General features: G+C 63.7%; 29 protein-coding genes. 10 read left to right on the top strand and 19 right to left on the bottom strand.

Annotation, left to right across the window (positions count from 1 at the left end; all coding sequences use genetic code 11):
• Positions 1–100 precede the first annotated feature (100 nt).
• The 7 genes from GWG65_RS10660 to GWG65_RS10630 all read right to left on the bottom strand — a co-directional run bounded on the left by GWG65_RS10660 (position 101) and on the right by GWG65_RS10630 (position 6685).
• On the bottom strand, positions 101–1867 hold the full coding sequence (locus tag GWG65_RS10660; RefSeq protein ID WP_275195514.1) for a tetratricopeptide repeat protein: 1767 nt from the start codon (positions 1865–1867) through the stop codon (positions 101–103).
• A 106-nt stretch (positions 1868–1973) separates the two neighbouring features.
• Positions 1974–2678 (bottom strand): GrlR family regulatory protein, encoded by a 705-nt coding sequence (locus tag GWG65_RS10655; protein WP_275195513.1) that lies wholly within the window; start codon positions 2676–2678, stop codon positions 1974–1976.
• 269 nt (positions 2679–2947) lie between these two features.
• Positions 2948–3097, bottom strand: a complete 150-nt coding sequence (locus GWG65_RS10650; RefSeq protein WP_275195512.1) for a hypothetical protein — start codon at positions 3095–3097, stop codon at positions 2948–2950.
• Between the two features lie 74 nt (positions 3098–3171).
• Positions 3172–3999: a tetratricopeptide repeat protein gene (locus GWG65_RS10645; RefSeq protein WP_275195511.1), complete on the bottom strand. Its 828-nt coding sequence runs from the start codon at positions 3997–3999 to the stop codon at positions 3172–3174.
• 32 nt (positions 4000–4031) lie between these two features.
• Positions 4032–4718, bottom strand: a complete 687-nt coding sequence (locus GWG65_RS10640; RefSeq protein ID WP_275195509.1) for a substrate-binding domain-containing protein — start codon at positions 4716–4718, stop codon at positions 4032–4034.
• A 34-nt stretch (positions 4719–4752) separates the two neighbouring features.
• Positions 4753–5454, bottom strand: coding sequence for a GrlR family regulatory protein (locus GWG65_RS10635; RefSeq protein WP_275195508.1), 702 nt, complete (start codon positions 5452–5454; stop codon positions 4753–4755).
• A gap of 196 nt (positions 5455–5650) precedes the next feature.
• Positions 5651–6685 carry a glutamine synthetase beta-grasp domain-containing protein gene (locus GWG65_RS10630; protein ID WP_148740899.1) on the bottom strand — a complete coding sequence of 345 codons (1035 nt, stop codon included), beginning with the start codon at positions 6683–6685 and terminating at the stop codon, positions 5651–5653.
• 535 nt (positions 6686–7220) lie between these two features.
• On the opposite strand from GWG65_RS10630, the gene GWG65_RS10625 reads away from it, so the two are divergent.
• Positions 7221–7424, top strand: a complete 204-nt coding sequence (locus GWG65_RS10625; RefSeq protein WP_275195507.1) for a DUF2735 domain-containing protein — start codon at positions 7221–7223, stop codon at positions 7422–7424.
• Positions 7425–7550: 126 nt separating this feature from the next.
• On the opposite strand, the gene GWG65_RS10620 is transcribed toward GWG65_RS10625, so the two are convergent.
• On the bottom strand, positions 7551–7862 hold the full coding sequence (locus GWG65_RS10620; protein WP_275195506.1) for an MliC family protein: 312 nt from the start codon (positions 7860–7862) through the stop codon (positions 7551–7553).
• 84 nt (positions 7863–7946) lie between these two features.
• Between GWG65_RS10620 and GWG65_RS10615 the strand changes: the two genes are divergently transcribed.
• Positions 7947–8690, top strand: coding sequence for a tyrosine-protein phosphatase (locus GWG65_RS10615; RefSeq protein ID WP_275195505.1), 744 nt, complete (start codon positions 7947–7949; stop codon positions 8688–8690).
• On the opposite strand, the gene GWG65_RS10610 is transcribed toward GWG65_RS10615, so the two are convergent.
• Complete coding sequence (locus GWG65_RS10610) at positions 8680–9423, bottom strand: SGNH/GDSL hydrolase family protein (protein WP_275195504.1); 744 nt, start codon at positions 9421–9423, stop codon at positions 8680–8682. The two genes, GWG65_RS10615 and GWG65_RS10610, sit on opposite strands and share 11 nt — an antisense overlap.
• Before the next feature lie 119 nt (positions 9424–9542).
• Here GWG65_RS10610 and GWG65_RS10605 point away from each other — a divergent pair, with 119 nt between their 5' ends.
• The 3 genes from GWG65_RS10605 (at position 9543) to GWG65_RS10595 (ending at position 11497) form a co-directional block, all read left to right on the top strand.
• Positions 9543–10223, top strand: coding sequence for an SDR family oxidoreductase (locus GWG65_RS10605; protein WP_275195503.1), 681 nt, complete (start codon positions 9543–9545; stop codon positions 10221–10223).
• 97 nt (positions 10224–10320) lie between these two features.
• The gene (locus GWG65_RS10600) at positions 10321–11007 is read left to right on the top strand and encodes a DUF2161 family putative PD-(D/E)XK-type phosphodiesterase (RefSeq protein ID WP_275195502.1); all 687 of its coding nucleotides are present in this window, start codon (positions 10321–10323) and stop codon (positions 11005–11007) included.
• A 184-nt stretch (positions 11008–11191) separates the two neighbouring features.
• On the top strand, positions 11192–11497 hold the full coding sequence (locus GWG65_RS10595) for a hypothetical protein (protein ID WP_008129897.1): 306 nt from the start codon (positions 11192–11194) through the stop codon (positions 11495–11497).
• Between the two features lie 167 nt (positions 11498–11664).
• On the opposite strand, the gene GWG65_RS10590 is transcribed toward GWG65_RS10595, so the two are convergent.
• The 7 genes from GWG65_RS10590 to GWG65_RS10560 form a co-directional block, all read right to left on the bottom strand.
• Positions 11665–12288 (bottom strand): GNAT family N-acetyltransferase, encoded by a 624-nt coding sequence (locus GWG65_RS10590; protein WP_275195499.1) that lies wholly within the window; start codon positions 12286–12288, stop codon positions 11665–11667.
• A gap of 150 nt (positions 12289–12438) precedes the next feature.
• On the bottom strand, positions 12439–12840 hold the full coding sequence (locus GWG65_RS10585) for a PaaI family thioesterase (protein WP_275195498.1): 402 nt from the start codon (positions 12838–12840) through the stop codon (positions 12439–12441).
• A gap of 251 nt (positions 12841–13091) precedes the next feature.
• Positions 13092–14306, bottom strand: coding sequence for a kynureninase (gene kynU, locus GWG65_RS10580; RefSeq protein ID WP_275195497.1), 1215 nt, complete (start codon positions 14304–14306; stop codon positions 13092–13094).
• A 14-nt stretch (positions 14307–14320) separates the two neighbouring features.
• Entirely contained in the window at positions 14321–15160 is an 840-nt protein-coding gene (gene kynA / locus GWG65_RS10575) for a tryptophan 2,3-dioxygenase (protein ID WP_275195495.1), read from the bottom strand.
• Positions 15161–15197: 37 nt separating this feature from the next.
• Entirely contained in the window at positions 15198–16007 is an 810-nt protein-coding gene (locus GWG65_RS10570) for an alpha/beta hydrolase (RefSeq protein ID WP_275195494.1), read from the bottom strand.
• 201 nt (positions 16008–16208) lie between these two features.
• Complete coding sequence (locus tag GWG65_RS10565; RefSeq protein ID WP_275195493.1) at positions 16209–17486, bottom strand: ArgE/DapE family deacylase; 1278 nt, start codon at positions 17484–17486, stop codon at positions 16209–16211.
• 54 nt (positions 17487–17540) lie between these two features.
• Positions 17541–18254 carry a pyridoxamine 5'-phosphate oxidase family protein gene (locus GWG65_RS10560; protein WP_275195492.1) on the bottom strand — a complete coding sequence of 238 codons (714 nt, stop codon included), beginning with the start codon at positions 18252–18254 and terminating at the stop codon, positions 17541–17543.
• A 75-nt stretch (positions 18255–18329) separates the two neighbouring features.
• Between GWG65_RS10560 and GWG65_RS10555 the strand changes: the two genes are divergently transcribed.
• Positions 18330–19802, top strand: coding sequence for a PLP-dependent aminotransferase family protein (locus tag GWG65_RS10555; protein WP_275195491.1), 1473 nt, complete (start codon positions 18330–18332; stop codon positions 19800–19802).
• A gap of 67 nt (positions 19803–19869) precedes the next feature.
• The gene (locus GWG65_RS10550; protein WP_275195490.1) at positions 19870–20115 is read left to right on the top strand and encodes a DUF6719 family protein; all 246 of its coding nucleotides are present in this window, start codon (positions 19870–19872) and stop codon (positions 20113–20115) included.
• 6 nt (positions 20116–20121) lie between these two features.
• On the opposite strand, the gene GWG65_RS10545 is transcribed toward GWG65_RS10550, so the two are convergent.
• Both GWG65_RS10545 and GWG65_RS10540 read right to left on the bottom strand, forming a co-directional pair.
• Positions 20122–20493: a hypothetical protein gene (locus GWG65_RS10545; RefSeq protein ID WP_275195488.1), complete on the bottom strand. Its 372-nt coding sequence runs from the start codon at positions 20491–20493 to the stop codon at positions 20122–20124.
• 34 nt (positions 20494–20527) lie between these two features.
• Entirely contained in the window at positions 20528–20692 is a 165-nt protein-coding gene (locus GWG65_RS10540) for a hypothetical protein (protein WP_275195486.1), read from the bottom strand.
• A gap of 412 nt (positions 20693–21104) precedes the next feature.
• On the opposite strand from GWG65_RS10540, the gene GWG65_RS10535 reads away from it, so the two are divergent.
• Complete coding sequence (locus GWG65_RS10535; protein ID WP_275195484.1) at positions 21105–21314, top strand: hypothetical protein; 210 nt, start codon at positions 21105–21107, stop codon at positions 21312–21314.
• A gap of 11 nt (positions 21315–21325) precedes the next feature.
• Here GWG65_RS10535 and GWG65_RS10530 read toward each other — a convergent pair whose 3' ends face one another.
• Positions 21326–21874 carry a CreA family protein gene (locus tag GWG65_RS10530; protein WP_275195483.1) on the bottom strand — a complete coding sequence of 183 codons (549 nt, stop codon included), beginning with the start codon at positions 21872–21874 and terminating at the stop codon, positions 21326–21328.
• Positions 21875–22083: 209 nt separating this feature from the next.
• Between GWG65_RS10530 and GWG65_RS10525 the strand changes: the two genes are divergently transcribed.
• Both GWG65_RS10525 and GWG65_RS10520 read left to right on the top strand, forming a co-directional pair.
• On the top strand, positions 22084–23739 hold the full coding sequence (locus GWG65_RS10525) for a L,D-transpeptidase family protein (RefSeq protein WP_275195482.1): 1656 nt from the start codon (positions 22084–22086) through the stop codon (positions 23737–23739).
• Between the two features lie 93 nt (positions 23740–23832).
• Entirely contained in the window at positions 23833–24399 is a 567-nt protein-coding gene (locus GWG65_RS10520) for a glutathione peroxidase (protein WP_275195481.1), read from the top strand.
• Positions 24400–24558: the final 159 nt, after the last annotated feature.

Below are 24558 nucleotides of genomic sequence, written 5' to 3'. Positions count from 1 at the left end.
CCCCTTTACCAGAGCAGGCGGTTCGCGGCGACTGCTTCTCCCTCGTGGTAGAGAGCCGTTGCCTCAAGAGGGTTGGACAAGCCATTCGACCGAACGACTGTCACCGCAGGTTGATTACGCCTGCGCGACGCAAGCCGTCTGCAAGGTGCTCCCGGTATCTCGCGTCAAGGTAGGGGGTCGTAATGTCGAACAGCTGCTGCGGGTCCGCCGGACGGCAGAGGAAGTCATGCAGCAACGGCCGCGCTTCCTCCACCCGTCCGAGTTGGCCAAGGCTTGCGAGAAGGGGCCTGAGCCCCGGGTAGACACGCCGCGTGCCGATCGCGAGCTGACCATAATGGACAGCCTCCTCGTAGTTCTCCTGGTGATAATGAGCCAGCGCGACGAAGCCGAGAAAGGCGCCGGCTTGAGGATCGTTCGGGCTCAGACGGAGGACGCGCAGTAGGGCGTCGAGAGCTTCTCTGAAGTGTCCGATATAGACCCGAACCAGGCCAAGGGCGAAGAACCCAAGCGCGAAATTCGGGTTGAGGTCGATTGAACGCTGCGCCTCCGCAAGCGCCTGCGCGTGCATTCGCTTCACCAAACTCGTCCAGCAATACGCGTAGTGGCAATAGGGGTCGCGGTCATCGATCGCGACCGAGCGCGCCGCAGCCGCATGAGCTTCAGATGCGTCGTTTGCGAGATCGCCGCTCCAGCCCTCCCACACCCGGCTGTTCAGCGTGCGTGCAAGCGCCATATGTGCCTGCGCGAAAGTCGGATCGAGGCTGATCGCCCGCCGCAACAGAGCAACGGCCTCATTATGGTTCTCGGGGGTCTTCTGTGAAAAATGCCACATCGCGCGCATGCAGCAGTCGAACGCGTTCAAATTGCCGACGCTCTTGCGAAAGGCTCGTCTGCCTTCCATCAGCAGCATCTCCGGCTCAATCGTGCCGACTACGCTCTGTGTGATCTCGTCCTGGATGGCAAATATATCGGTCATGTCGCGGTCGAATCGCTCGGCCCACAGGTGGTTTCCGGTTTCCGCTTCGATCAGCTGGCCTGTGATGCGCACCCGCTGACCGGCCCGTCTTACGCTCCCTTCGAGGATGTATCGCACGCCGAGCTCGCGAGCGACCTGCTTCACATCGACGGCTCGCCCCTTGTAGACGAAGGTCGAATTTCGGGCGATGACAAAGAACCATCGATGATGAGACAGGGCGGTAATGATGTCTTCCGTAATGCCGTCCGCGAAATACTCCTGCTCGGGATCGCCGCTCATGTTGGAGAAAGGGAGCACCGCAATCGATGGCTTGTCCGGCAGCGCAAGCTCGCCACCCAAAACGCCCGTGGCCGCCGGATGCTGGAGCCGCCAGTCCACAGAATAGACCGAAACTGGACGACTGATGTTCTTTAGCGATCGCTGTCCGATTGGCATAAGGGGAAAGGTCAGCTTGCCTTCGATCTGATCGCGGACTGCACCAGAGATGCAAATGCCGCCCGGCTCAGCAACGCCTTGCAACCGTGCAGCAACGTTTACTCCGTCGCCGAGCAGGTTGTCACTGTCCACCATCACGTCTCCGAGATTGACGCCAATTCGAAATTCCATTCTCCGGTCGCTCGGAAGATCGGCATTGTGGCGATGGAGCGCGCGCTGGATAGCGACTGCGGCGCGGACGGCCTGCACCGCGCTGCTGAACTCTGCAATCACGCTGTCTCCGGCGGATCCGAAAATGCGCCCGGCGTGTTCAGATATGAGATCGGAAATCGTGCGACGGTACGCGTCCAGGGTCCGCAGCGTCGCTTCCTCGTCCGCAGCCATAAGGCGGCTGTAGCCAGCAACATCTGCCGCCAGAATCGCAGCCAATCGCCTTGTGATCGGTGGGATGTCCATGAGTCACCCCATACTGCCAGCCAGACCAGTCTAGCCGATGTGGACGCGAGGGTAAAAGCAAAGTTGGTCCCACGCGTGGATTGCCGCCAATTTATGAGTACACGCCCTAGGCCCGCCGCATCAGCTTGAGCGAAGCCGCAAGGCGCAGGCTGCGCTTGCCCGCGAGCGCGATGCCTTCGAGCTCGCCGCTAGCTTCCGTGCAGGTCCCGGAGAAGCCGATCCCGACCTCGTATCCGCCGAACACGGGGTTCTCGCCCTTCGCCGGCGTGTGCTCCTGGTTGAGCAATTCGCCCTTCCAGCGGCCATCCGCCGAGGAGTAGGAGCCGAGATAATAGAAGAACGCGTCGCCGCCGAGGATGCGGCCGTCCATCAGCAGCATCACGCCGGAGAGCCCGGCATCGACGCCATCGAGTGCGCGCAGATGGATGGCGTAGAGCCCGTTGACGATCGCGCCCGGCCCGATCGTTCCACGCGGCGGCGGCGCCCCGTCGTCGAGCGGGGTAAGGTTTGCCCAGAACACGCTGCCCGGCATCGGATCCGCCTTGCCCTCGAACAGGATCATCGATCCCTCCGTCCTGCCGCGCACCTTGATCGCAGCGACGTCAGCGCCCATCAGCGGCTTGTAGTTGGGATCGTCATTGTGGCGCTCGGTGATGACCTCGGCCTCGATCACGCCGTCCCTGACCTCGTAGCTCCCAAGATGCGCGAAAGCGGAATTGCCGCCCAGCATCGTGCCCTTGTGCATGCACATGATGCTGCGGCCGAAGGCGCCGTCGATGCCGTATTCAACCTTGTAAAGTCCGTCCAGCAACGCAATAAACCTGCAAAATCAAAAGGAATCGTGAGTGACCTAGCACTGCTGCTGCACGGAGGCCATCCGCCTTTTCCGCGCAGGAGCCGATGGCGGGACCTTCCGCGCCACGATGCCATCATGCTCCTGTTTTGCCCGACGGAGCAACGATTTCGCCAAATCCGCAAGATGCGATTTCAACATCTCAGCTATTTCAGCGCCTTAGCTACTGTGCATGGGGTTGTTTTCGCGCTTTTTGGTTGCCGCGCCCGGACCGCGTGCGCCAGGCGCTAGTGACGCTTGAAATACTGCACCTCGCGCTCGTGCTTCTCGGCCGCCGAGCGGCTCTTGAAGGTGCCGAGGTTGCGGCGCTTGCCGGTCTTCGGATTCACCTTGCGTGAGTAGAGGCGGTATTCGCCGGATGCCAGTTTGCGGATCATGGTTGCGCTCCTGCCGTGCTTTCGGAATCAACCATCTTCGCGCGAGGTCTGTTCCATCACGGCCTCGCGGCCGGCTAGAAGCACAGCGTGGTGACGAGCTTGCCTTGCTTGTCCTTGATCGCATAGGGGCAGCGCAGCCGCTCCAGCGCCTTCTTGGCGTCATCGTCGCCGAGCGCTGCGGCGCGCTCGTAATAGGCCTTCGCGGCGTCCTTGTCCCTCGGCCCGCCGCGGCCTTCCTGCACGAAGGCGCCCATCCGCTCCAGCGCGCCGGGATGGTTTTGCGCCGCGGCCTTCTCGAACAGCGCGCGTGCCGCGACGTCGTCCTTGGCACCGCCGGTGCCGTCGGAGAGCATGAGCCCGAGCTGGTACTGCGCCTCCGCGTTGGTTTCGGCGGCCTTGCCCAGCAGCGCGCGGGCTTGTGCAGGATCGGCGCCGCCGGCGCCGCCGAGCGCCGCAAGATTGCTGACGCCGCGGGGGTTGCCGGCCTGCGCCGCCTTCTCGAACAATTTTCGCGCCTGCGCCTCGTCCTTCGCGACGCCCGAACCGGTGCCGTAGAGCACACCGAGTTCGACCATGGCCGCACTCGAGCCCTTGTCGGCCGCCTTGCGCCAGGCGGCGATCGCGTCCACCGTCTGCCGGTTGGCCGCATAGGCGCGCCCGAGCGCGAACATCGCGCGGCGCGACGACGCTGCGGCCTGCTTGCAGAACTTGATGGCGGTGGCGATATCGGAGGCTGCGAGCTCCGTCACGCCCCTCACATCGGCCGGCTTGTCAGGATCGCTGGGGTCGGCCGCCACCCGATCGCACAGGACGAGGTCGGCCGATTGCGCATGCGCCGGCAACGGTGCCGCAAGCGTGAGGAGGGCCAGCGTGAAGAGGATGGCGCAGAGAGTGGTTCGCATGGACCTCAAATTGCGTCGCCGTCCCGGCGAATTCAAGGCTCGAGTCCCGATTGCCGTAGCACGGGTGCGACCTCGGGCGATGCCAGATAGCGCAGCAAGCGATCGGCGGCCACAGCGTGCTTCGCATCTGCCATGCGGCCGGCGGAGAACACTGCCGGACTCTGCAAGTCATGCGGGATCGGGCCGATCACCTCGATGCCGTCGACCTGCTTCAGCTCGCTGATCTGCTGCACGGCAAGATCCGCCTCGCCGCTCACGAGACGTTCGGCGGTAAAGCCCTGCTCGACGATGGTGGCTTTGGCGTTGATCTCCGGCGCGATGCCCATCCGGACAATCAACTGGGCAAAATAGATTCCGCTCGCGCCCTGCCGCGAATAGGCGACCGACCGCGCCGCGAGCAGCGTTTGACGTAGCGCGGCTCCGCTGGCGATGTCGGGATCTGGCTGCCCTGCCCGCACGGCGATGCCGACATAGGAGCGCGCCAGATCGGTCGCGGTCTCGGCGACCACGCGGCCTTCGCCGATGACTTCGTCGAGGCCCTCACGGGTGAGGATCACGAGATCGGCGGCCTCGCCGTCGCGCATCCGCTTCAGCAGCGCCTGGGTCGGCGCAAAGTCGGCGTCGATGCGGACGCCCGTTGCGGCCTCATAGGCTGAGGACAGGCTGCGCATCGCGCCCATCAGGCCGAGCGTCGAGAGCATGCGAACGACGTTTTCCATGCGTGATTTCCATGTGTGATCCCGGGGGTCGCGGTCAGGCGCGGTGCATCAGCTTGAGCGCCGCAGTCAGGCGCAGGCTACGCTTGCCGGCAAGCGCCGTTGCCTCCAGCACGGCCTGGGCCTCGTCATAGGTGCCGGAGAAACCGATGCCGACCTCGTGGCCGCCAAAGACCGGATCGTCCTTGGCCGGCGTGTGCTCCTGATTGAGAATCTGCCCCTTCCAGCGTCCGTTCGCAGCGGTGTAGCTGCCGAGATAGTAGAACGACGCATCTCCACCGAGAATGTGCCCCCGGTTCAGCAGCATCACCCCGGTGAGGCCGCCGTCGAGGCCGTCCAGCATGCGCAGATGGATCGAATAGAGGCCGTCGGCAATGCCGCCCTCACCGATACCGCCCGCGATCGGCACCTCGTCCTCCGCGATCGGAGTCATCACCGACTGGAAGGGAACGCCGGGCAGCTCCTTCAGCTCTCCCTCGAAGCGGTAGAGATCGCCGTCCGCCCAGCCCTTTGCGATCAAGGTCGCATCGTCGGTGCCGGCCATGGCGCGATAGTTCGGATCGGGATTATGGCGGACCGTCTTGATCACGATGTCGACGCCGTCATCGGTTTTTTCGTAGGTGCCGATATGGGCGAAGGCCGAATTGCCGCCGAGCATCTTGCCATTGCCGGCATGCATCACGCTCCGGCCGACCGCGTCGCCGAGCTGAAATCTCACCTTGTAGAAGCCTTCAAACACCAGCCGTCCCCGGCCCTACGCGCATCCGGGCGCAGTCTACCCCGCTTTCGGCCGCGATGGACAAGTTTCGCGCAATCCAGGCCCGCGGACTTCAGAAACGGCCGCCATCAGAATGCAAAAAATCCGCCGGAGCCTTTCGACTCCGGCGGATCAAGAGCCAACCCGGGCCAGCCCCCAGCCCGGGCCGGGAGGATCTTTAGGCAGCGGCCTTCTTGTCGGCCGGCACGGACGCGATCGTCTTCAGGATCTGCGAAGCGATCTGGTATGGGTCGCCCTGCGAGTTCGGACGGCGGTCTTCCAGATAGCCCTTGTAGCCGTTGTTGACGAAGGAGTGCGGAACGCGGATCGAGGCACCGCGGTCGGCAACGCCGTAGCTGAACTTGTTCCAGGGTGCAGTCTCGTGCTTGCCGGTCAGACGCTTGTCATTGTCCGGGCCGTAGACGGCGATGTGGTCCATCAGGTTCTTGTCGAAGGCAGCCATCAGCGCCTCGAAGTACTCCTTGCCGCCGACCGTGCGCATATACTCGGTCGAGAAGTTGGCGTGCATGCCCGAGCCGTTCCAGTCGGTGTCGCCGAGCGGCTTGCAGTGGAACTCGATGTCGACGCCGTACTTCTCGGTCAGGCGCAGCATCAGGTAGCGGGCCATCCACATTTCGTCAGCGGCCTTCTTGGAGCCCTTGCCGAAGATCTGGAATTCCCACTGGCCCTTCGCGACTTCTGCGTTGATGCCTTCATGATTGATGCCGGCAGCGAGGCACAGGTCGAGATGCTCTTCCACCATCTTGCGGGCGATGTCGCCGACGTTCGAATAGCCGACGCCGGTGTAGTACGGGCCCTGCGGCGCCGGATAACCGGAGGCCGGGAAGCCGAGCGGACGGCCGTCCTTGTAGAAGAAATATTCCTGCTCGAAGCCGAACCACGCGCCCTCGTCGTCGAGGATGGTGGCGCGCTTGTTGGTCGAATGCGGCGTCTTGCCATCAGGCATCATGACTTCGCACATCACGAGCACGCCGTTGGTGCGGGCGCCGTCCGGGAACACCGCGACCGGCTTCAGCACGCAATCGGAGCTGTGGCCTTCGGCCTGCTGGGTGGAGGAGCCATCGAAGCCCCAGAGCGGAAGCTGCTCGAGCGTCGGGAACGACGCGAATTCCTTGATCTGTGTTTTGCCGCGCAAGTTCGGAGTCGGCGTATATCCGTCGAGCCAGATGTACTCGAGCTTGTACTTGGTCATTGAGCCTCTCTGTAGATGATGCGAAAGCTCGGGGCGGCTAGTCCCCGCACGTTTGTACCCGGCCACCATCGGCCGGCGCTTTCCAAGCATTTTGCGTGCCAAAAGGCCGCAGCGCGGGAGGTTTTCCACCGCCCCGGTCTTCACCGGCGAAGAGGCCAAGGCCGACAGCGGCGTGCGTCATAGCCGCGCACCATTCCGTGAAGCTGCACCGCAAAAATTCCGCGGAAAACGCCCGATTCTGGTGCAGGTGAGCTCCAGCCTGGAGTTGCCGACTAAACGCGCATCAACGTCCGGCAATATTCGCCAAGTCTGCCGCCCACGCTCGCAACCTTCGCAATGGCCCAAGCGTTAGTCACTGAAGCTCTGCCTCGGGGGAAGCAGAATGCAAGCTGCCTACAAAATAGGCCAATGCTGATTTCCTTTTCAGCACTTTGCATTTGGGAATGCACGGCCGATATGGGGATTCCAGTAACCACAAGCCAACGAGTCGGGCGCACCATGGAGGCCAAGCGCTGCGATCTCAGGAGATACCGCAATGATGAACAATGGACTGAGTCACGGATCTGCACAGATCTACCAATTCCCCGTCGGGGGCCGCTCGGCTCTCGCCGGACGCCGCTACGGTGAGACCCGCCTTCCCGCCAACCACGCCTCGTCCCCCGTGAACGAGACGATCTGCAGCGAGAGCTGGTACCACCAGGAAGCAGTCGATGAAGCCAAGCCGAAATGGGATCGCTGATGCCTGTGGTTGGTTTGATACCGGCGCGCTCTCCGAAGCGCCCGGCGGCAGCTGAAAAAGGGTCGAAACAACGAAGTTTCGGCCCTTTTTAATTCTCGTTGAGATTCTTGCTTTCGAAGGCTGAACTTAGACCACCGCGCAGGCCGTCGCGGGCCGCTTCAGATGCCTGACCGTGGTGGTTCCGGTCTTGCCGATTGTCAGCGTGATCCCCGCTCCCGAATAGCGTGTGCCCGAGACCGTCAGCCGTTTGGCGAGCGTGACCGGCTCGCCATCGATCTGAAGGAAGGCGCGCTTGTCGTCGTCATAAAACCCGACGTTGAACTGCGTACCATCGGTACAGCGATAGGTCTGGAACGTCTGGGCACCGGCCTGCCGCTCGCCGAGAATTCCGCCCGCCAGCATGGTGATGGCCAAAAGAATGGTCTTGTGCAGGTCCATGATTGCCCCCGTAATCGACTCACCGACGCGTAGCAAGAGCGTCCGCACGAAACATAACTCAAGAACATGACCCAAGCTGATCCGATGTCAGACTCCCCTGCCCGCCACCTCAGCCTCCAAGGCGCCAGCAATTTTCGCGACCTCGGCGGCTATCCGACCGCCGACGGCCGCACCACGCGCTGGCGGCACATCTTCCGCTCCAATCATCTCGGCCAGCTCACGGCTGATGACATCGAGATCGTCCGCGCGCTCGGCGTCAGAAGCGCGTTCGATTTTCGTGGGCTGGAGGAGCGCGCAGCCGGCGTCTGCGTCGTGAATGAGATCACCGTGCACTCGCTGCCGATCGAGCCGACGGTGGTGGCTGCGCTGCGCGCCGAGCTCGCTCGCGGCTCTCTGACCGCGCCGGTCGCGCTCGATATCATGCGGGAATCCTATCGCAACTATGTCCGGCATAACACGCACAGCTTTCGCACGCTGTTCGGCCACCTCCTCGAAGACCGCGCGCCGCTGGTGATCCACTGCACGGCGGGCAAGGACCGCACCGGCTTTGCCAGCGCGCTGATCCTGCATGCGCTCGGCGTGCCCGACGACGTCATTGCCGAGGATTATCTGCTGACCAACAGGTACTACAAGCGCGATGCCTCAAGCGCCTCCGATCTTCCCGCCGAGGTTCTCGACGCCATCGGTTCAGTCGAGGCCTCGTATCTTGCGGCCGCTTTCGAAGCCGTCGGCAGCGAATATGGCGACCTCGAAACTTATTTGCGCGACGGGCTCAATCTCGGTGCGCCCGAGCGGACCGCGCTGAAGGAGCGCTATCTCAAGTCGTAATCAGACACGGGCATCTTTGTGTCACGCCGGTCGCCGTTAGGATCGCCGAACGCAGAGCTCGGGCGACCTGCATAGTACTCCAGTCGCTCTGGTGCAGCTTCAACTCATCGTCCGGAGCGAGCAGCTGCTCGAACGACGCATTGTTGTACACGTGCCAATGCCGCATCAGCGCCCAGCGCTGGAACAAATTGACCTTGGCGCCTTGCGCCGCGGTCCGGATCGCCGAAACCATCTTCTCCGAGAGCTCGGCATTGTCGTCGAGCATGGCCGTCACGTATTGCGGGTCGATGAGAATGACATCCATGGTCGGGTGATCGCGCAGGAGCGCCAATCCCTCTGCGATCTTCGCGACCACCTCATCGAAATTGAATTCGTTCTTGCGAAACACGGCGTTGGTTCCGACCTGCCAGAGCACCAGCGAAGGAGTGTCAGCAAAGATGTCTTCGTTGAACCGAGCCACTTCCTGCGGTGCTTCTTCGCCGCCCTTGCCGCGGTTGAACACGTCAATTCGGATGTCCCGATGAAGATCATCATCCTTGTAGTGTTTTCTCAAATACAGCTCGAGCCGCGCGGGATATGCAACGACGTTGCCGAGTCCGGCGGTCGAGGACGACCCCATCGCCACGATGCGCACGGGGCCCTTTCCGCCCAATGCCTTCCTGAAATTCTCCAGCGAATACTGCAAATCGACGATCGCAGCGGGAAACTCAAGGGCCGGCAAATTGTCGGACATGAAACAACCTCCTCCACGATCTAAAGTTGCATCTATAGCCCAGTTTGGAACTGGCCGCCATTGCAAGTACGATTCGGCCAGAGCAATAGTCGGCGCGAATTGAAACGACGGAGAGTATCGTGCAGGGAAAAGTCATTGTCGTGACCGGCGCGCTCGGCGCACTTGGCAAGATTTTCGCGGACGTCGCGCTGGCGCGCGGCGCGCGCATTGCCGGCGTCGATCACGCGCCCTCGCAAGTCCCTGCCACGCCCGAGCGTATCGAGATTGGCGGCGTCGATCTGTCCGATGCGGCGCAGGCGACGACGGCGATCGAGGCTGCGGCAAAACATTTCGGAAGGCTCGATGCGCTGATCAACATCGCCGGTGGCTTTGCCTTCGAGACCGTCGGCGACGGCGATACCAGGGCGTGGCAGCGCATGTATGCGCTCAACGTGCTGACCGCGCTCAACACCTCGCGCGCGGCGCTACCGCATCTTGCCGCCTCCAAGACCGGTCGCATCGTCAATATCGGCGCCCTCGGCGCACTCCAGGCAAGCGCCGGCATGGGCCCCTACGCAGCATCGAAGGCAGGCGTACATCGCCTCACCGAGGCGCTGGCCAATGAGTGGAAGGGCAAGGTCACCGTGAATGCGGTCCTCCCCTCGACCATCGACACGGCCGCCAACCGCATCAGCATGCCGAATGCAGATTTTTCCAAATGGGTCACGCCATTGGAACTCGCGGAGGTCATCCTCTTCCTCGCCAGCGATGCCGCGAGCGGCGTCACCGGAGCACTGATCCCGGTGAGCGGGCGAGTGTAGCCGCATACCGATCCGATTGCCCCAGCGTCGGCTTTGATTCAACCCGGGCCGAGAAGGCTCTAGACTACCTGCAACTGATTCTCCGATCGGAAAGCCTGTGGAAACCGCGCTCTACCTGCCCGTCAAACGCTTCCTCGAAGAGCTCGGCTTCTCGGTCAAGGGGGAGATCGGCGGCTGCGATCTCGTAGGCCTCAGCACCGGCGATCCGCCGGTGGTGGTGATCGGCGAGCTCAAGCTCGCCTTCAATCTGGAACTGATCCTTCAGGCCGTCGACCGCGCGCCGGCCAGCGACGAGATCTGGATCGCTGCAAAAATGTCGGTGCGCGGCAAGGGGCGCGAGAGCGATGCCCGTTATCGCAATCTCTGCCGGCGGCTCGGCTTCGGAATGCTCGGGGTCACCGACCGCGGCGAGGTCGAGGTGTTGGTCAAGCCGCCGACGGCGGCGCCGCGCCGCGAGCCGAAGACGCGCTCACGGCTGGTTGCCGAACATCAGCGCCGCCTGGGCGATCCCGTGCTCGGCGGCAGCACGCGCGCGCCGATCATGACGGCCTATCGCCAGCAGGCGCTGGCCTGCGCCTCCGCGCTTGCCGCCGGCCCGCGGCCGGTGCGCGAACTGCGTGAGCGCTGCCCCGATGCAGGCAAGATCCTGCTGCACAATGTTTATGGCTGGTTCGAACGCGCCGAGCGCGGAATCTATGGACTGACGGACGCCGGCCACGCGGCGCTCAAGCGCTGGCCGCAAGCGCCGGTCGGAGACACCGCACGCGAGGCGGTACTGCCCTAGCGACGGGCACAGGGGGAAGCGCATGATCGTGGTGACTGGGAGTGTGACAGCCCGACGACGCTCGACCTCTACGATGCCACCAGGCTCGCGAAGCTTTGTGCGCATAGCTGAGATGCCACACCAATTTCATATTGCAATGCAACATTGGCAGCACTAGGTATCCCGGCATCGAAACGAGGCACCTATGAACGCAGACTGGAATACCAAATACGGCACGCGGCGCGTCCGCCACGATCCGCCCACCCTGGACGAGGCGATTTTCGCCGCCGTCGGCATCACCGACGACCAGGAGCAGCAGGCCGAGATCGCCGCAGCCTTGATGGGGATGCCGCTCGATGTCGTGCAGGCCGAGGTCAAGAAACAGGCCCGCACCAACAGTCGTATCACCGCGACCCGCGTGATCGCCGGCGAACAGGGCGCACAGCGCTCGGTCGTGGTCGAACGCCGCGTTGTCCGCCGCTTCGGCAACGACAAGCGCACCGGAACCTGAACGCGCTATTTCGTTAACCCTGATTTCAAAGCGGACCGGCCTTGCCGGTCCGCTTTTTGATTCCGCCGTTTGAGCATGATCTCCGCGCAAACGCGTTCCGCGTTTGTCGCGAGGGAAAACCGCTGCGCACTTTGCGCTAGCGCGGCCCTTTGGGTCCGCATCATGCGTCAGGCGGCGCGGTTGCCGTACATGCTGGAGATGAGCTTCCAGCAAGTCGAGTTGAAGCTGAGCAAGGCGCGGCTGGCCGTGAACGGCGTCGCTGCGAGTTCGGCGAGTTCGGCTTCGGGCGTCTTGGCCAGATCGATGGTCCCGGTCGATTCGCCATGGCGGAATTGCAGGTGCGCGCCGAACTTCCTGGCGAGCGCGCGCATGGCGTGATTTTCCGCGCCCGTGGTGATGCGCAGCCGCTTGAAACCTTTCCAGCGCGCTTCCGCGATCAGACGGCTGAACAGCACGGTGCCGACGTTCTGCCGACGCGCGGAGGCTTCCACGCTGAAGGCGACCTCGGGGAGCGACCCCTGCTCCGGCGGATGCAGTTCGGCCGCACCGCGGACGACGCCGTCGACGATATAGGCGACGATCACGGTGCCGTCCTCTGCGCAGCGGGCGGCGTAACGCTCGATGAAACTGTCGTCGAGAAAGCCGTTGAAACGGTCGTGCCGGCTTTCGGCATCGAGCCGCAACAGGTGGTCGCGCAAAAGCGGCAATTCTTCCTGCTGGCTCAAGGTCCGCACATAGCCCCGGACAGACTTTGGGCCGGACGGCGTGCGGGTGATGTCTTCAAGTACCACGTCAAAACTCCTCTTGGTGTCCCTCGAGGAGGCGTTCGAATCCCTAGGCCCCCAATATTGTGCGTCGCAGCATATTTTTCAAGACGGAAACCTGCCCAAGTTAGAGGCACCGAAAGCGACTAAATCGTTAACAAAATCAACGCCCCATAATCATACGAGGACGAGCTGGGTCTGGGTGACCACGGCAACCAGCTTACCGTCCTCGGTCTCGAGCCGGGTCGTCCAGACCTGCGTCCGCCGGCCCCGGTGGACTGGGGTCGCGGTGGCGATGACGGTGGTTCCCTCCTTGGCCCCGCCGATGAAATTGGTCTTGCTCTCCAGCGTGGTCGTGCCCTTCGCGTCCTCGGGCAGGTTGATCACGGTGGCGGCCGCACCGACGGAATCGGCCAGCGCCATCACCGCGCCTCCGTGGACGGTGTGGTGAAGCGTGCAGAGATCGGGCCTGACCGTCATCCTAGCCACCACGCGATCCTTCTCGGCCTCGACGAATTCGACGCCCTTGAGCTCGGCAAACGGCATTCTCATCGCTTTAAGTTTCTCAAGCGGCGTCATCGGATCTCCTCCCAATTGGTTGTGATCTCAACGTGAATTGCCCGACGCCGCAAAGCAATGACGTTCGAGGTAATGGCCAGCGTGACATCGGGCCGGCGGTTGCGCTCGACGCGATCGTGACGGCCTTGTGCGGGAACGCGCTTCTGATCCCTCCATTGTCGGTGTGAGCGAAGCGAAGCAATCCAGAATGCCTCTGTGGACGGATTCTGGATTGCCTCGTCGCAAGGGCTCCTCGCAATGACGTCTGGGCCTCACGTCACGGCATTCACGACCTGATATTCCGGCCGGCGCCAAACCTCGCCCACGATCACCTCCTCGATGATCCCGGCCGCCGTCAGCACCTCGGCCTCGCCGATATAAAGCGGCGTGATGCCGAAGCGCATGATGTCAGGTGCGCGGAAATCGCCGATGACGCCGCGGGCGATCAGCGCCTGCATGGCGGCGTAGCCGCCGTTGAAGGCGAAGGAGACTTGCGAGCCGCGGCGCTCGTGGGCGCGCGGCGTCACCAGCTCGAGCGACGGGCAGCGGCGTTCGATTTCGCTGATCAGGAGATCGGCCAAAGCGAGCGACCGCGCCCGGACCTCCGCGATGTCGACACGGTCCCAGATGTCAAGCGAGGCCTCCAGCGCTGCCATCGCCAGCACCGGCGGGGTACCGACGCGCATGCGCTCGACGCCGCCAGCGGCCGCATAGGCGAGCTCAAAGGCAAACGGTTTTGCGTGGCCCATCCAGCCGGATAACGCGGCGCGGGCACTGTCGGCACGGCGCGGCGCGACGTAGAGGAAGGCCGGCGCGCCGGGGCCGGCGTTGAGATATTTATAGGTGCACCCCGCGGCGAAATCGGCGCCGCAGCCGGCGAGATCGACCGGCAGCGCGCCGGCGGAATGCGCGAGGTCCCAGACTGTCACGATGCCGAGCGCATGCGCTTTGGCGGTCAGCCTCGCCATGTCATGACGGCGGCCGGTGCGGTAATCGACTTCCGTGATGTAGAGGACGGCGATCTCCTCCGACAGCGCCGCCTCGATTTCCTCCGGCGCCACCAGGCGCAATTGATGGCCGCGTCCGAGCGTCGCGATCAGGCCTTCGGCCATGTAGAGATCGGTCGGGAAATTGCCGGTGTCGGACAGCACGACCTTGCGCGTCCCGTTCATGTCGAGCGCGGCGGCAAGCGCCTGATAGACTTTCAGCGACAGCGTGTCGCCCATCATCACCGAGCCGGCTTCGGCGCCGATCAGCCGCGCAATACGGTCGCCGACGCGGCGCGGCTGCACGTACCAGCCTGCACTGTTCCAGGCGCGGATCAGCTCATCGCCCCACTCCGCGGTGATCACACGATTGACGCGCTCGGCAACGCCCAGCGGCAGCGCGCCGAGCGAGTTGCCGTCGAGATAGATCACGCCGGCGGGAAGATGGAACAGCGACTTTGTGTCGTCATAGACGCGCAGCTTGGTCTTGGAAGTGGACATCTCTTTGGTCATCTCTAGAGGATGGTGCGAACGCGCCAGAGCTCGGGGAACAGCTCGATCTCCAGCATGCGCTTGAGATAGCTGACGCCGCCAGTGCCGCCGGTGCCGCGCTTGAAGCCGATGACGCGCTCGACCGTCGTCACGTGGTTGAAGCGCCAGCGGCGGAAATAATCCTCGAAATCGACCAGCTTCTCGGCGACCTCGTACAGCATCCAGTGCGTCTCGGGCGCCTCGTAGACGTGTCGCCAAGCTTCCAGCACACCCTCGTTGAAGCTGTGCGTTTCGCGAACATCGCGCGACAGCACCGCTGCAGGCATCTTGAGCCCATTGCGATCCGCGAGCCGCAGCACCTCGTCATAGAGGCTCGGCGTCGCGAGTTCGGCCTCCAGCAGCTTGGTCACTTCGGCGTCGTGCGCGTGCGGCTTGAGCATGGCGTGATTGCGATTGCCGAGCAGATATTCGATCAGCCGGTACTGGCGCGACTGAAAGCCGGAGGACTGGCCGAGCTGCGAGCGAAAGCGCGTGTATTCGCTGGGCGTCATCGTACGCAACACGTCCCAGGCGCTGTTGAGCTGCTCGAAGATGCGCGACACCCGCGCCAGCATCTTCATGGCGGGAGCCACCTCGTCGTGCGCAATGGCGCGGCGGGCAGCACTCAGCTCGTGTATGGCGAGCCGCATCCACAGCTCGGTGGTCTGATGCTGGATGATGAACAGCATCTCGTCATGCGCTTCCGAGAGCGGATGCTGCGCGCCGAGAATCGCATCCAGCGCCAGGTAGTTGCCGTACGACATGCGCCGGGCGAAATCGGTCTCGGCGCCTTCGGTTGCAGGATCGTAATCGCTGGACGTCATGACAGGCCCTCTCGATCGATCATCCTTCCCGCCACGGTCAGTCGAAACCGACCAAGCGCGCCGTGATCGGCGACGACGGGTCCTTCAACCCGTCGATCACGGTGAAATGGTTGAGGCCGGGATCGATGACGAGGTGCGTCGGCACATCGAATCCGGTCCAGACATTGGCCATCAGATCGGACTGGCGGATGAACTCGGGCCGCTCGCCGCCGCCGACCCAGGCCGTGACTGGCGAATGCCCGCGCGGCAGATGCAACGCCGCGCTTTCGAGCGTCGCCTCCTCCATGGTCATCCGCAGCGTCTCATTCATCTTCGTCTTCAAGAGCGGGCGCAGATCGTGCAGGCCGCTGATCGAGAGCGTTCCGGCAATGCGGTTGTAGACGGCAAGTTCAAGCCGGCTGTCATCGCACAGCATGCGTGTGACGAGATGCCCGCCCGCGGAATGGCCGGCGAGCCGGATTGGCCCTGCGACGAGCGAAGCCGCCTTGGCGATGGCCGCAGTGATCTCGGCGGTGATGTCGGAGATACACGCAGCGGGCGTCAGCGTGTAGCTCGGCAGTGCGACGGTCCAGCCGTGATGGCGGGCGCCTTCGGCAAGATCGGTCCATGCCGATTTGTCGAAGCGCATCCAATAGCCGCCGTGGACGAACACGACGAGGCCCTTGCTGTCGCCGTCGGGCACGATCAGGTCGAGGCGCTGGCGCTCGCCAGGACCGTAGGCGATGTCGGGGCGAAAACCCGTCAGCGCGGCTCGATAAGCCGCCGCCCGCTCCGTCCACAGCGCCGGAAGCTTGTCCGAGCCCGGGATATGGGCCGAATTGGCGTAAGCATCATCCCAATCGCGCATCGTTACTCCCCGAGGACTCGGCCTGCGATCGCGGGCAGTCTGCCACCGGCAGGTCCGACATCCTAGTCTTCATTTTAAGCTTAAAGTATCTCGCGCCGCCCGCGTTTCGGGCACGGGCCGCAGTCTTTCCACGGCGGTCGTCTGGATTTGCTTCGTCGCAAGGGCTCCTCGCAATGAAGGTGGAGAAAGCGGAGCCTCTCGCTAACCCTTCTCCACCCCGCACCACTCCGCGACGAACAGCGCCATCGCCTTGGTCGTCTTCTTCAGCGACTCCAGGTCAACGTATTCGTTGAAGCCATGCATCTCGCCGCCGCTGGCGCCAAAGCAGAGGCTGGGGATGCCGTAGTTGAGGCCGTAGAAGCGGGTATCGGTGAGCGCGGTGAAGACGAGGTCATCGACCGCCCCGCCATAGACGGTATTGAAGGCCTTGCCGAACGCCGCTTCCGGCGCTGCGGCGTCGGTCAGTTCATAGCCTTCCGACAGGAAGCCCGACCATTCGATCTCCGGCGGATTGTTGGCGAGGAAGCGATGGTTGCGCGCGGCGGCGGCGACGCAGGCCAGAATTTCCTTCTGGTGCTCGGCGATCGACCAGCCCGGCAGGACAGCAATGCGGCAATCGACGTCGCACCAGGCCGGCACGCTGGAGGCCCAGTCGCCGCCCTTGATGATGCCGGGATTGAAATTGATGGGATGGTTGAGCGTCTTGAAATGGCGATCGGCTTTCGCGCGCTCGTTCCATTCGATCTCGAGCTTCTGGATCGCCTGGATCAAATGATACGCCGCCATGATCGCATTCGCCCCGGAGCCGGCAAAGGCAACGTGGGTCGGATGGCCCTTTACCCGCAGGCGAAACCAGATCACGCCGACCTGCGAGCGCACCATCTTGCCGCGGGTCGGCTCGGGGATGAAACAGGCATCGGCGCGATAGCCGCGCTGAAGCGTCGAGAGCGCGCCGACGCCGGTGCTCTCTTCCTCGATCACCGATTGGAAATGGATCCGCGCCGTCGGCTTGAAGCCCGCAGCCTTGATCGCATCCAGCGCATAGAGCGCGCCGATGGTGCCGGACTTCATGTCGCAGGCGCCGCGGCCGAACATCTTGCCGTCCTTGATGACAGGCGAGAATGGCGGCGTGTCCCACAATTCCAGCGGACCCGCCGGCACCACGTCGCAATGGCCCTGGAGAATCAGCGATTTGCCGCCGTTGGTTTGCGGGCGGTAGGTGCCAACCACAGTTCGCGCCTTGGAGAAGTCGTGCGCGATCGAGCCGAAGCCGCGCAGATCCTTCAAATCGTCGACATCGATATGCCAGTCGTCGACCTCGTAGCCGCGCTCTCGCAGGAGGTCGCCGATCATGTCCTGGCAAGGGCCCTCCGCACCGCGGGTCGAGGGGATCGCGACGAAGTCGCTTGTGGTCGCAAGCTGGGCTTCAAAGCCGGCATCGACGGCGTCGAGAATCCTCTGCTGCGTTTCGGCATTCATCAGGCAACTCCAATCGGGCATTCAATTCATCGAAGGAGCGCAAGCTAGCCGATTTCAGCCGTTCGGGTACTCTGCAAAATAGGCATCCCGTAATGCATCTTCGAGCAGGCGGCCTTCCGAATAGCCGTTCAACGTCGCAGGCCGAGTCACGCCGTCGAGCAGGCGCGGGCACGGTTCCGGCGCGCCGAGCACGGTACGCACCGGAATGCGCTCGGCATAGATCGGCAACGCATAGTCCTCATCATCGTCGGCGACACCCTTGGCACGGACTTTGGCAGAGGCTTCCTCGATCTCCATCGCGATGAACGAGGTCGCCTTGATCTCCTGCGTGTTGCTCTGGCGCAGGCTCGCGGTCCGATCCGGGAAGAAGCGGTCGACCATCGCGATCACCGCGCGCTCCTTCTCCTCGGGATCGGTGACGAGATAGGCCGTGCCGAACGCCATCACGGCGCGGTAGTCAGCCGAGTGATTAAAGCCGCAGCGCGCCAGCACCAGGCTGTCGAGATGGGCGACCGTCAGGCACACCCGCTCACCCCTCGTCTGGTTGCGCAGCATGCGGCTGGCGCTCGAGCCATGCCAGTAAAGGCGCGTCCCCTCGCGCCAGAAGAAGGTCGGCGTGCAATAGGGCTGGCCGTCGATCACATAGGAGACGTGGCAGAGCATCGAGGAATCCAGGATGCGGTGAACCGTTTCGTGGTCGTAGAAGCCGCGGTCGTGACGGCGCTTCACTTGGTTGCGCGCTGATGTCGGATAGGAATTTTGGCTCACGGCCGCTCCTGCAGGCGTTGAAAGAATGCCATCACACTTGTAGGCGCCAATTTGGTCTGCGATAGTGCCAATTCCATGCAAAATATTCCGACCAATTTTACCCCCTCACCGGCCAAGGCCGAGCTGCCGCTGGACCTCACCGGCCCGCACATCACCGCTAGCGCCTCCGCCGCGCACCGGCTGTATCAGGCGCTGTGCGAAATGATCGTCGGAGGCCTCGTGAAACCCGGCGAACCGTTGCCGCCGTCGCGGACGTTGGCCAAACAGACGGGATTTCGCCGCAACGCCGTCGTGACCGCCTATGAACGACTGATCGCCGACGGCTTTGCGCGAGCCACCGTCGGCTCCGGCACCTTCGTCGCCGCGCGCATCCCGGCCCGATCCGCTGAGCCAAAGAAAACGATGGCCGTGGTCGAAGCGCCCAGGCAAGGCGCGCTGTCGCTCGGCTGCACCCATATCGACGAGCGCGCGGTGCAGCGCTTTCGCGCCATCGTCGGCCGGCGCATGCGCGCTTTCGGCGCCGAACATCTGCATTACGGCGATCCGCGCGGTAGCCGCGAGCTGCGGGTTGCGATCGCCGATCATCTCTTGTCGGCGCGGGGACTGCGCTGCGACTCCGACCAGATCATGCTCACGTCAGGCACGCTGCACACGTTGCGCATCGTGCTCGGCACGATCCTGAAGGCGAAGGATCAGGTCTGGTGCGAGGATCCCGGCTATCCCATTGCACGCAGGACCATCGCGCAATGCGGCTATCGCACCGTCCCCATTCCCGTCGATCCGCATGGGCTGCACGTCGCCAAGGGTCGGGCCGCGGCACCATCCGCGCGTGCGGCCTACGTGACGCCTTCGCATCAGTTTCCGCTGGGCGTGCAGATGTCGATGCCGCGGCGGCTCGAGCTTCTCGACTGGGCGAAGCAGGCCGGCGCCTTCGTGTTCGAGGACGATTACGACAGCGAGTTTCGCTATGACGGCGCGCCGCTGATGTCGCTTGCCGGCATCGATCATCTCCAGCGGGTGATCTACATGGGCACGTTCGCCAAGACGCTGTTTCCGGGCCTGCGCATCGGCTATTGCGCCCTGCCCGAACGCCTGATCGCGGACGTCACCGCGGCGCGGGCTGCACTCGACCGCTTTCCCGGCACGCTGATGGAAGGCGCCGTTGCCGACATGCTCAATTCCGGCGCCTTCGCCGCAAACCTGAAGCGGGTGCGAAAGCTCTATCGCGAGGCCCGCGATGCGCTGGCCCAAACGCTGGAAACGGCATCCGATGGTGCGCTGTCGGTGCCGGTGCCGTCGCAGGGCCTGCATCTGGTCGCGCGGTTCGATCCCTCGGTGGCCCCCGCGGTTGCGGCAGAGGCAAAACGGGCCGCCGGCGTGGAAGGTTGGCTGCTGGCCGACACCTACGCGCGGGCACGTCCCTTGCCCGGATTCGTGCTGGGATTTTCCGGCCATGCGGTTCCGCAACTGGTGGCATCAGCCGGGCGCCTCGCGCGCGAATCGCGCGCCGCCCTGCGCGCGAGGGGCCAATCTGCTCGGCGGGCGTGACGAAGCTTTCCTGTCAGAATCGCTTGCCGCTCCCTACATTGCAGCATCAATGCCGGGATCTCACACCATGCTGAAACGCCGCGCGACCTGCCTCTCGCTCCTGATGTGCCTCGCGTTCGCCACGACGGCACGCGCCGGCACCGTCGGGCGCGAACAGGACATCGTTGATCTCAAGCTCGGCCAGCGTGTGCAGGTGGACGACGGAACCTGCCCCGCCGGACAGGTCAAGGAAGTGCGCGGCGCGAAAATGACCGACAAGGGGATCTCGCGAACGAGCACCTGCGTGCCGCGGTTCGGTCCGAAATCGAAATAGCCGGGCTTAAGAGCCCTGCTTCGCCGGATCGAACATGCACTGCAACGTCGGCTTGGCGATCTTGGTGAAGGTTGGGCCGATCTCGCTCTGCTTGGACGACGGCACCCAATCGGTCTCGATCGTCGGCACGCCGGTCTCGCTGATGCCGCGCAGCAGCGCCTCGCGCAGGTCGCGATCCTCGACGACTGCGGCGGCATGATCATGCAGGCAGCCGCAGACTTCCTCGGGATGTTCCCAGCGCCCGAGCATGCGCGGCGCGCATTGGCGCACGAACTCGGTGCGAGGATCGGGTAGTCGGCTGGGGGAGCGCACTTGCGCCTGGGCGGAACTGATCGTCAGAAATGAAATGAACGCTGCGGCGCAGAGACGAACAAACATGGTGGCCTTCACCGGCTAATTTTCTTGTTGGCGATCAGAAGCGCGCTGCGACCACGATTGCCTGCGGTGCCGTGGGGGTGACCGGCGAGCCGCTATACTGGAATGTGCCGACGCCCGGCAGATTGCCGTCGGGCGATCCTGCGAACGAGGAACCGGCGAATACGAACCCAAAAGCAAGGATGAAGCTAAGCGCGCGCATGGACTTGTCCCCAGGTTCCGTGGCCGGCCGCGGGCCGTCGTCGTTGTGAAGTTGATAACCATGGGCGGTTTCGCGCGTGATGCGCCAAAAGCTGAAAATGGTTTCGTGTTCGTGAGAATTGTTTCGTCGCGCCCTTCGCGACGAAACATACGGCGGGGAACCCCAAACATTTCAGATGGGTCGCGCCGCGGCTCAAAGCGGTCCGGCAAGCTCCCTTCAGGTCCGGGAACGTGCTGCGCCGGAGCACGGTCACATTCGTGCCTTCCACGCTTCACATGGATTTTACGCTTTTCTGCTGAAGAGACCCGAACGAGGCTGGGCTCGTCGAACCGGGAGCGCGGCGGGCGCGACCCAAGCCATCGAAACCGACAAGCCCGGATCACCGGGCGGGTTCACGTGAGGGAAGGCCATCATGATGGCGAGAGATCGCGCAACGGCGCGCGACGCGGGCCAGCGGACCGAGCGCGGAGATCAACGCCCCGTTCGCGACGGCACGACTTCGGCTGGCGACATGGCAATGCAATCGAGCCGCGGCTTTGAGGCCGCGCCACAGGCGTTCGTGCGACTGACCGGCTCGCATCTCGCGAAATCCCGCGTCAGCCGCAAACGCGTCACTGAGTGAACGCTAACGCGTCACTGAGTGAAGAAATCACCGCACTTCTGGACGTTGGCGTCAGCCGGTCCCCACGGCATGATCGGCACGGTCGAGGTCGAATTTTTCGGCGATCCCTCGATCAGCTTGTCCGAATAAACCATGTAGACGAGCACGTTGCGCTTGGCGTCGCAGCCGCGCACGATCTGCATCTTCTTGAAGAACAGCGAGCGTCGCCGGCGGAACATGTCGTCGCCCTGCTCCATCTTGTCTTTGAACTTGATGGGCCCGACTTGGCGGCAGGCAAGCGAGATGTCCGACACCTCCTCGGCCAGGCCCAGCCAGCCCTTGAAGCCGCCCTTCTCCGGCACGGTGAAATGACAGGCCACGCCCTCGACCTCGGGATCGTCGAGGCCGTAGGTCGCGAGCTTGTCGTTCGGGCTGACCCATTTGAACACGGTAGAGCGGCGGAAGATCAGATCCGGCTCATCCGCAGCGGACGCGGACGCCACAGGAACGACCAGCAGCACGAGCAATAAAGCGATATCTTTCAAACGGATGTCGGAAAGAGCGGGGAAACGGGATGACATGAAGTTCTCCGATAGCAACTCACCGCAATGTAGGCACGCGAACGCCGGCCAGGAAGGCAACAAGCGCCCCTATCACGGCCGCCGTTTACCGCTCCGTGAGGCTTTTTTGCTACGGCTTGGACAAATGTAGCTGATGGCAGAACTGCCGTGCTGGTGAACGCGTATCCCCTCTGTGAGACTAACGTCTGATTTGGATTATGGATTCGAGGATGAATAGCGTGAACGGGTCTGGTTTTTCTGCCAAGCCGGCGCGGCTCTGGCAGGTCGCCATTTTGACGGCGGCGGGTGCGATCGGTACGGCAAGCCAGGCCGAAGCAGCGTTTTATTATTGGGCGGATTATTCCGACGGGTCTTACGGCCGGCAGGAGCGCCATATCGAGGGGCCCCGGCAAAAGCCGCAGAAGCGTGGTGCGACCGGGAAGAAAGAGGTCGTCGCCGAAAAGGAAGCCGGCGTGAAGCCGCAAGGGCCGCTCGTCATCGTCGTCTCGATCGACCGTCAAAAGGTCACCGTCTACGACACCCATGGCGTGTTTGCGGAATCTCCGGTGTCGACCGGCATGAAGGGCCATTCGACGCCGATGGGCGTGTTCAGCGTCATCCAAAAGCACAAATTCCACCACTCCAACATCTACAGCGGCGCGCCGATGCCGTACATGCAGCGGATCACCTGGTCCGGCATCGCCATGCATGCCGGCGTGCTGCCGGGCTATCCGGCGTCGCACGGCTGCATCCGCATGCCGATGGCGTTCGCGGTCAAGATGTGGAATTGGACCAGAATGGGCGCGCGCGTGATCGTCACGCCCGGCCAGATGACCCCGCAAGACTTCTCACATCCCCTGCTCGCCGCCGTGCGCGTGCCGCCACAGCCCGCGGCGAGCCTGCAACCGACGACGACTGTCGGCGACAAGGGCGCGACTGACGCCAAGCTCACTGAAGCCAAGCTCACTGAAGCCAACCCGGTAGAGACGAAGACCGCCAGCGTGGACACCGTGCTGGAGCTGCGCTCGACGGTCGGCCACGCCGTAATGTCAGATGCGACGACGGGCAACGCGTCGGCGCACGACGATGCGGCCAGGTCCGACGTCAAGTCCGACGTCAAGACCGATACTGCCAAGACTGCGACGCTTCAAGCCGAAGAAGCCGCTAAGTCCGCCAACAGCGCGAACGCAGAAGCGCATCCCGTCGATGCTGCGGAATCGCCCAAGGCGATGACCGCCGATGAAACGCCAGTCGAGAAGGCGGAGGCCGCCAAGACCGAGCCGACCAAGCCCGAAGCGGCCGAAACCGCGAAGCAGCCTGACGCAACAGCGACGGCAACCACTCCCGCGCAGGCCGCCTCGCCTGAGGCGAAGAAGGACCAGACCCGCGTCGCCGATCCCGCGCCCGCCGCGAAGCCGGACGTGCCGAAGCGGGCCGGCCAGATTGCGGTTTTCATCAGCCGCAAGGACTCCAAGCTTTACGTGCGGCAGAACTTTGCGCCGCTGTTCGAGGTGCCCGTCGCGATCGCAGCCAGCGACAGGCCGCTCGGCACGCACGTCTTCACCGCCGAGGTCGACAAGACCGACGCCAATGCGCTGCGTTGGTCGGTGGTATCCCTGCCCGTCTCCGTCCGCTCCGCCGAGCGCGAAGACGACGGCCGCATGACGCGCCGCCAGCGCACGGCCGCCGTGATCCCCGTTGCGGCAAAGCCTGTCGTCACACCGGACAGCCCGACTGAGGCGCTCGACCGGATCTCGATCCCTGCCGACACCATGGCCCAGGTCAACGAGATGCTGACCAGCGGCGGCTCGATCATCGTGTCCGACCAGGGCCTCAACCAGGGCGAGACCGGCGAAGGCACCGACTTCATCGTCCGCCTGCACTAGTGCGCGTCGCCGCGTCAGATAACGCGGTGTTGAGCAGGCCGATCGCATTGACGGAGTAGAGTGCTTGGCGGATCACGTCGGGGGGACGTCGCCATGTTGACCCGCAGGACCATGCTCGCCGCGCTGCTCGCCACGGCCGCATCTGCAACACGCGTGCAGGCCGACGGCGGCATGAGCCGGATCTCGGCCTACGCCTTCTCCTTCCCCGCATTGTCCGGCGATGACATCCGTCTCGCGGCCTTCACCAGTCGGCCGCTGCTGGTGGTCAACACCGCCTCGCTTTGCGGCTACACTCCACAATACGTGGGGCTGCAAGAGCTCTGGAGCGAGTTTAGGGAGCGCGGGCTCGCCGTCATCGGCGTGCCCTCCAACGATTTCGGTAGCCAGGAGCCCGGCGGCGCGAGCGCGATCTCGCAGACCGCACATCACCAATACAGCATTACCTTCCCGATCGCAGCCAAGGCTGCCGTGGTGGGGCCGAAGGCGCATCCCTTCTACAAATGGGCGGCGGAGGCACGGCCCTGGGATGTTCCGCGCTGGAACTTCCACAAGTACCTGATCGGCCGCGACGGCTCTATCGCCGAGGTGTTTGCATCCGCCGTTGAGCCGACCGACACGCGGATCAAGACGGCGGTCGCCAAGGCGCTGGCCGACAGTTGACGTGTCGCCCCCCAACGCGTTGGGCACAATTGTGGCGAAGCGCCAAACAGCCGTTGCAATGGCGATGCGCCACCATCTAGGCTAGGATCACAAGGGGCAGGATGGTTTTGCCGGAGGCGAAAAGCCGCGGCGGAACAACGGGATCAATCTCGAGGACAA

This window comes from Bradyrhizobium sp. CSA207, assembly GCF_029051685.1.
GTDB lineage: Bacteria > Pseudomonadota > Alphaproteobacteria > Rhizobiales > Xanthobacteraceae > Bradyrhizobium.
This window is presented reverse-complemented; position numbering and strand designations above follow the sequence as displayed.

Bases quoted from the DNA above. Each gene is read 5' to 3' on its own strand.
- GWG65_RS10540 (WP_275195486.1), bottom strand. From the start codon at position 20,692: ATGCGCGCGCTTAGCTTCATCCTTGCTTTTGGGTTCGTATTCGCCGGT.
- GWG65_RS10550 (WP_275195490.1), top strand. From the start codon at position 19,870: ATGCTGAAACGCCGCGCGACCTGCCTCTCGCTCCTGATGTGCCTCGCG.
- GWG65_RS10630 (WP_148740899.1), bottom strand. From the start codon at position 6,685: ATGACCAAGTACAAGCTCGAGTACATCTGGCTCGACGGATATACGCCG.
- GWG65_RS10645 (WP_275195511.1), bottom strand. From the start codon at position 3,999: ATGCGAACCACTCTCTGCGCCATCCTCTTCACGCTGGCCCTCCTCACG.
- GWG65_RS10595 (WP_008129897.1), top strand. From the start codon at position 11,192: ATGAACGCAGACTGGAATACCAAATACGGCACGCGGCGCGTCCGCCAC.
- GWG65_RS10625 (WP_275195507.1), top strand. From the start codon at position 7,221: ATGATGAACAATGGACTGAGTCACGGATCTGCACAGATCTACCAATTC.
- kynU (WP_275195497.1), bottom strand. From the start codon at position 14,306: ATGTCCACTTCCAAGACCAAGCTGCGCGTCTATGACGACACAAAGTCG.
- GWG65_RS10555 (WP_275195491.1), top strand. From the start codon at position 18,330: ATGCAAAATATTCCGACCAATTTTACCCCCTCACCGGCCAAGGCCGAG.
- GWG65_RS10520 (WP_275195481.1), top strand. From the start codon at position 23,833: ATGTTGACCCGCAGGACCATGCTCGCCGCGCTGCTCGCCACGGCCGCA.
- GWG65_RS10610 (WP_275195504.1), bottom strand. From the start codon at position 9,423: ATGTCCGACAATTTGCCGGCCCTTGAGTTTCCCGCTGCGATCGTCGAT.
- GWG65_RS10640 (WP_275195509.1), bottom strand. From the start codon at position 4,718: ATGGAAAACGTCGTTCGCATGCTCTCGACGCTCGGCCTGATGGGCGCG.
- GWG65_RS10585 (WP_275195498.1), bottom strand. From the start codon at position 12,840: ATGACGCCGCTTGAGAAACTTAAAGCGATGAGAATGCCGTTTGCCGAG.
- GWG65_RS10650 (WP_275195512.1), bottom strand. From the start codon at position 3,097: ATGATCCGCAAACTGGCATCCGGCGAATACCGCCTCTACTCACGCAAG.
- GWG65_RS10525 (WP_275195482.1), top strand. From the start codon at position 22,084: ATGAATAGCGTGAACGGGTCTGGTTTTTCTGCCAAGCCGGCGCGGCTC.
- kynA (WP_275195495.1), bottom strand. From the start codon at position 15,160: ATGACGTCCAGCGATTACGATCCTGCAACCGAAGGCGCCGAGACCGAT.
- GWG65_RS10615 (WP_275195505.1), top strand. From the start codon at position 7,947: ATGTCAGACTCCCCTGCCCGCCACCTCAGCCTCCAAGGCGCCAGCAAT.
- GWG65_RS10565 (WP_275195493.1), bottom strand. From the start codon at position 17,486: ATGAATGCCGAAACGCAGCAGAGGATTCTCGACGCCGTCGATGCCGGC.
- GWG65_RS10570 (WP_275195494.1), bottom strand. From the start codon at position 16,007: ATGCGCGATTGGGATGATGCTTACGCCAATTCGGCCCATATCCCGGGC.
- GWG65_RS10530 (WP_275195483.1), bottom strand. From the start codon at position 21,874: ATGTCATCCCGTTTCCCCGCTCTTTCCGACATCCGTTTGAAAGATATC.
- GWG65_RS10545 (WP_275195488.1), bottom strand. From the start codon at position 20,493: ATGTTTGTTCGTCTCTGCGCCGCAGCGTTCATTTCATTTCTGACGATC.
- GWG65_RS10620 (WP_275195506.1), bottom strand. From the start codon at position 7,862: ATGGACCTGCACAAGACCATTCTTTTGGCCATCACCATGCTGGCGGGC.
- GWG65_RS10535 (WP_275195484.1), top strand. From the start codon at position 21,105: ATGATGGCGAGAGATCGCGCAACGGCGCGCGACGCGGGCCAGCGGACC.
- GWG65_RS10660 (WP_275195514.1), bottom strand. From the start codon at position 1,867: ATGGACATCCCACCGATCACAAGGCGATTGGCTGCGATTCTGGCGGCA.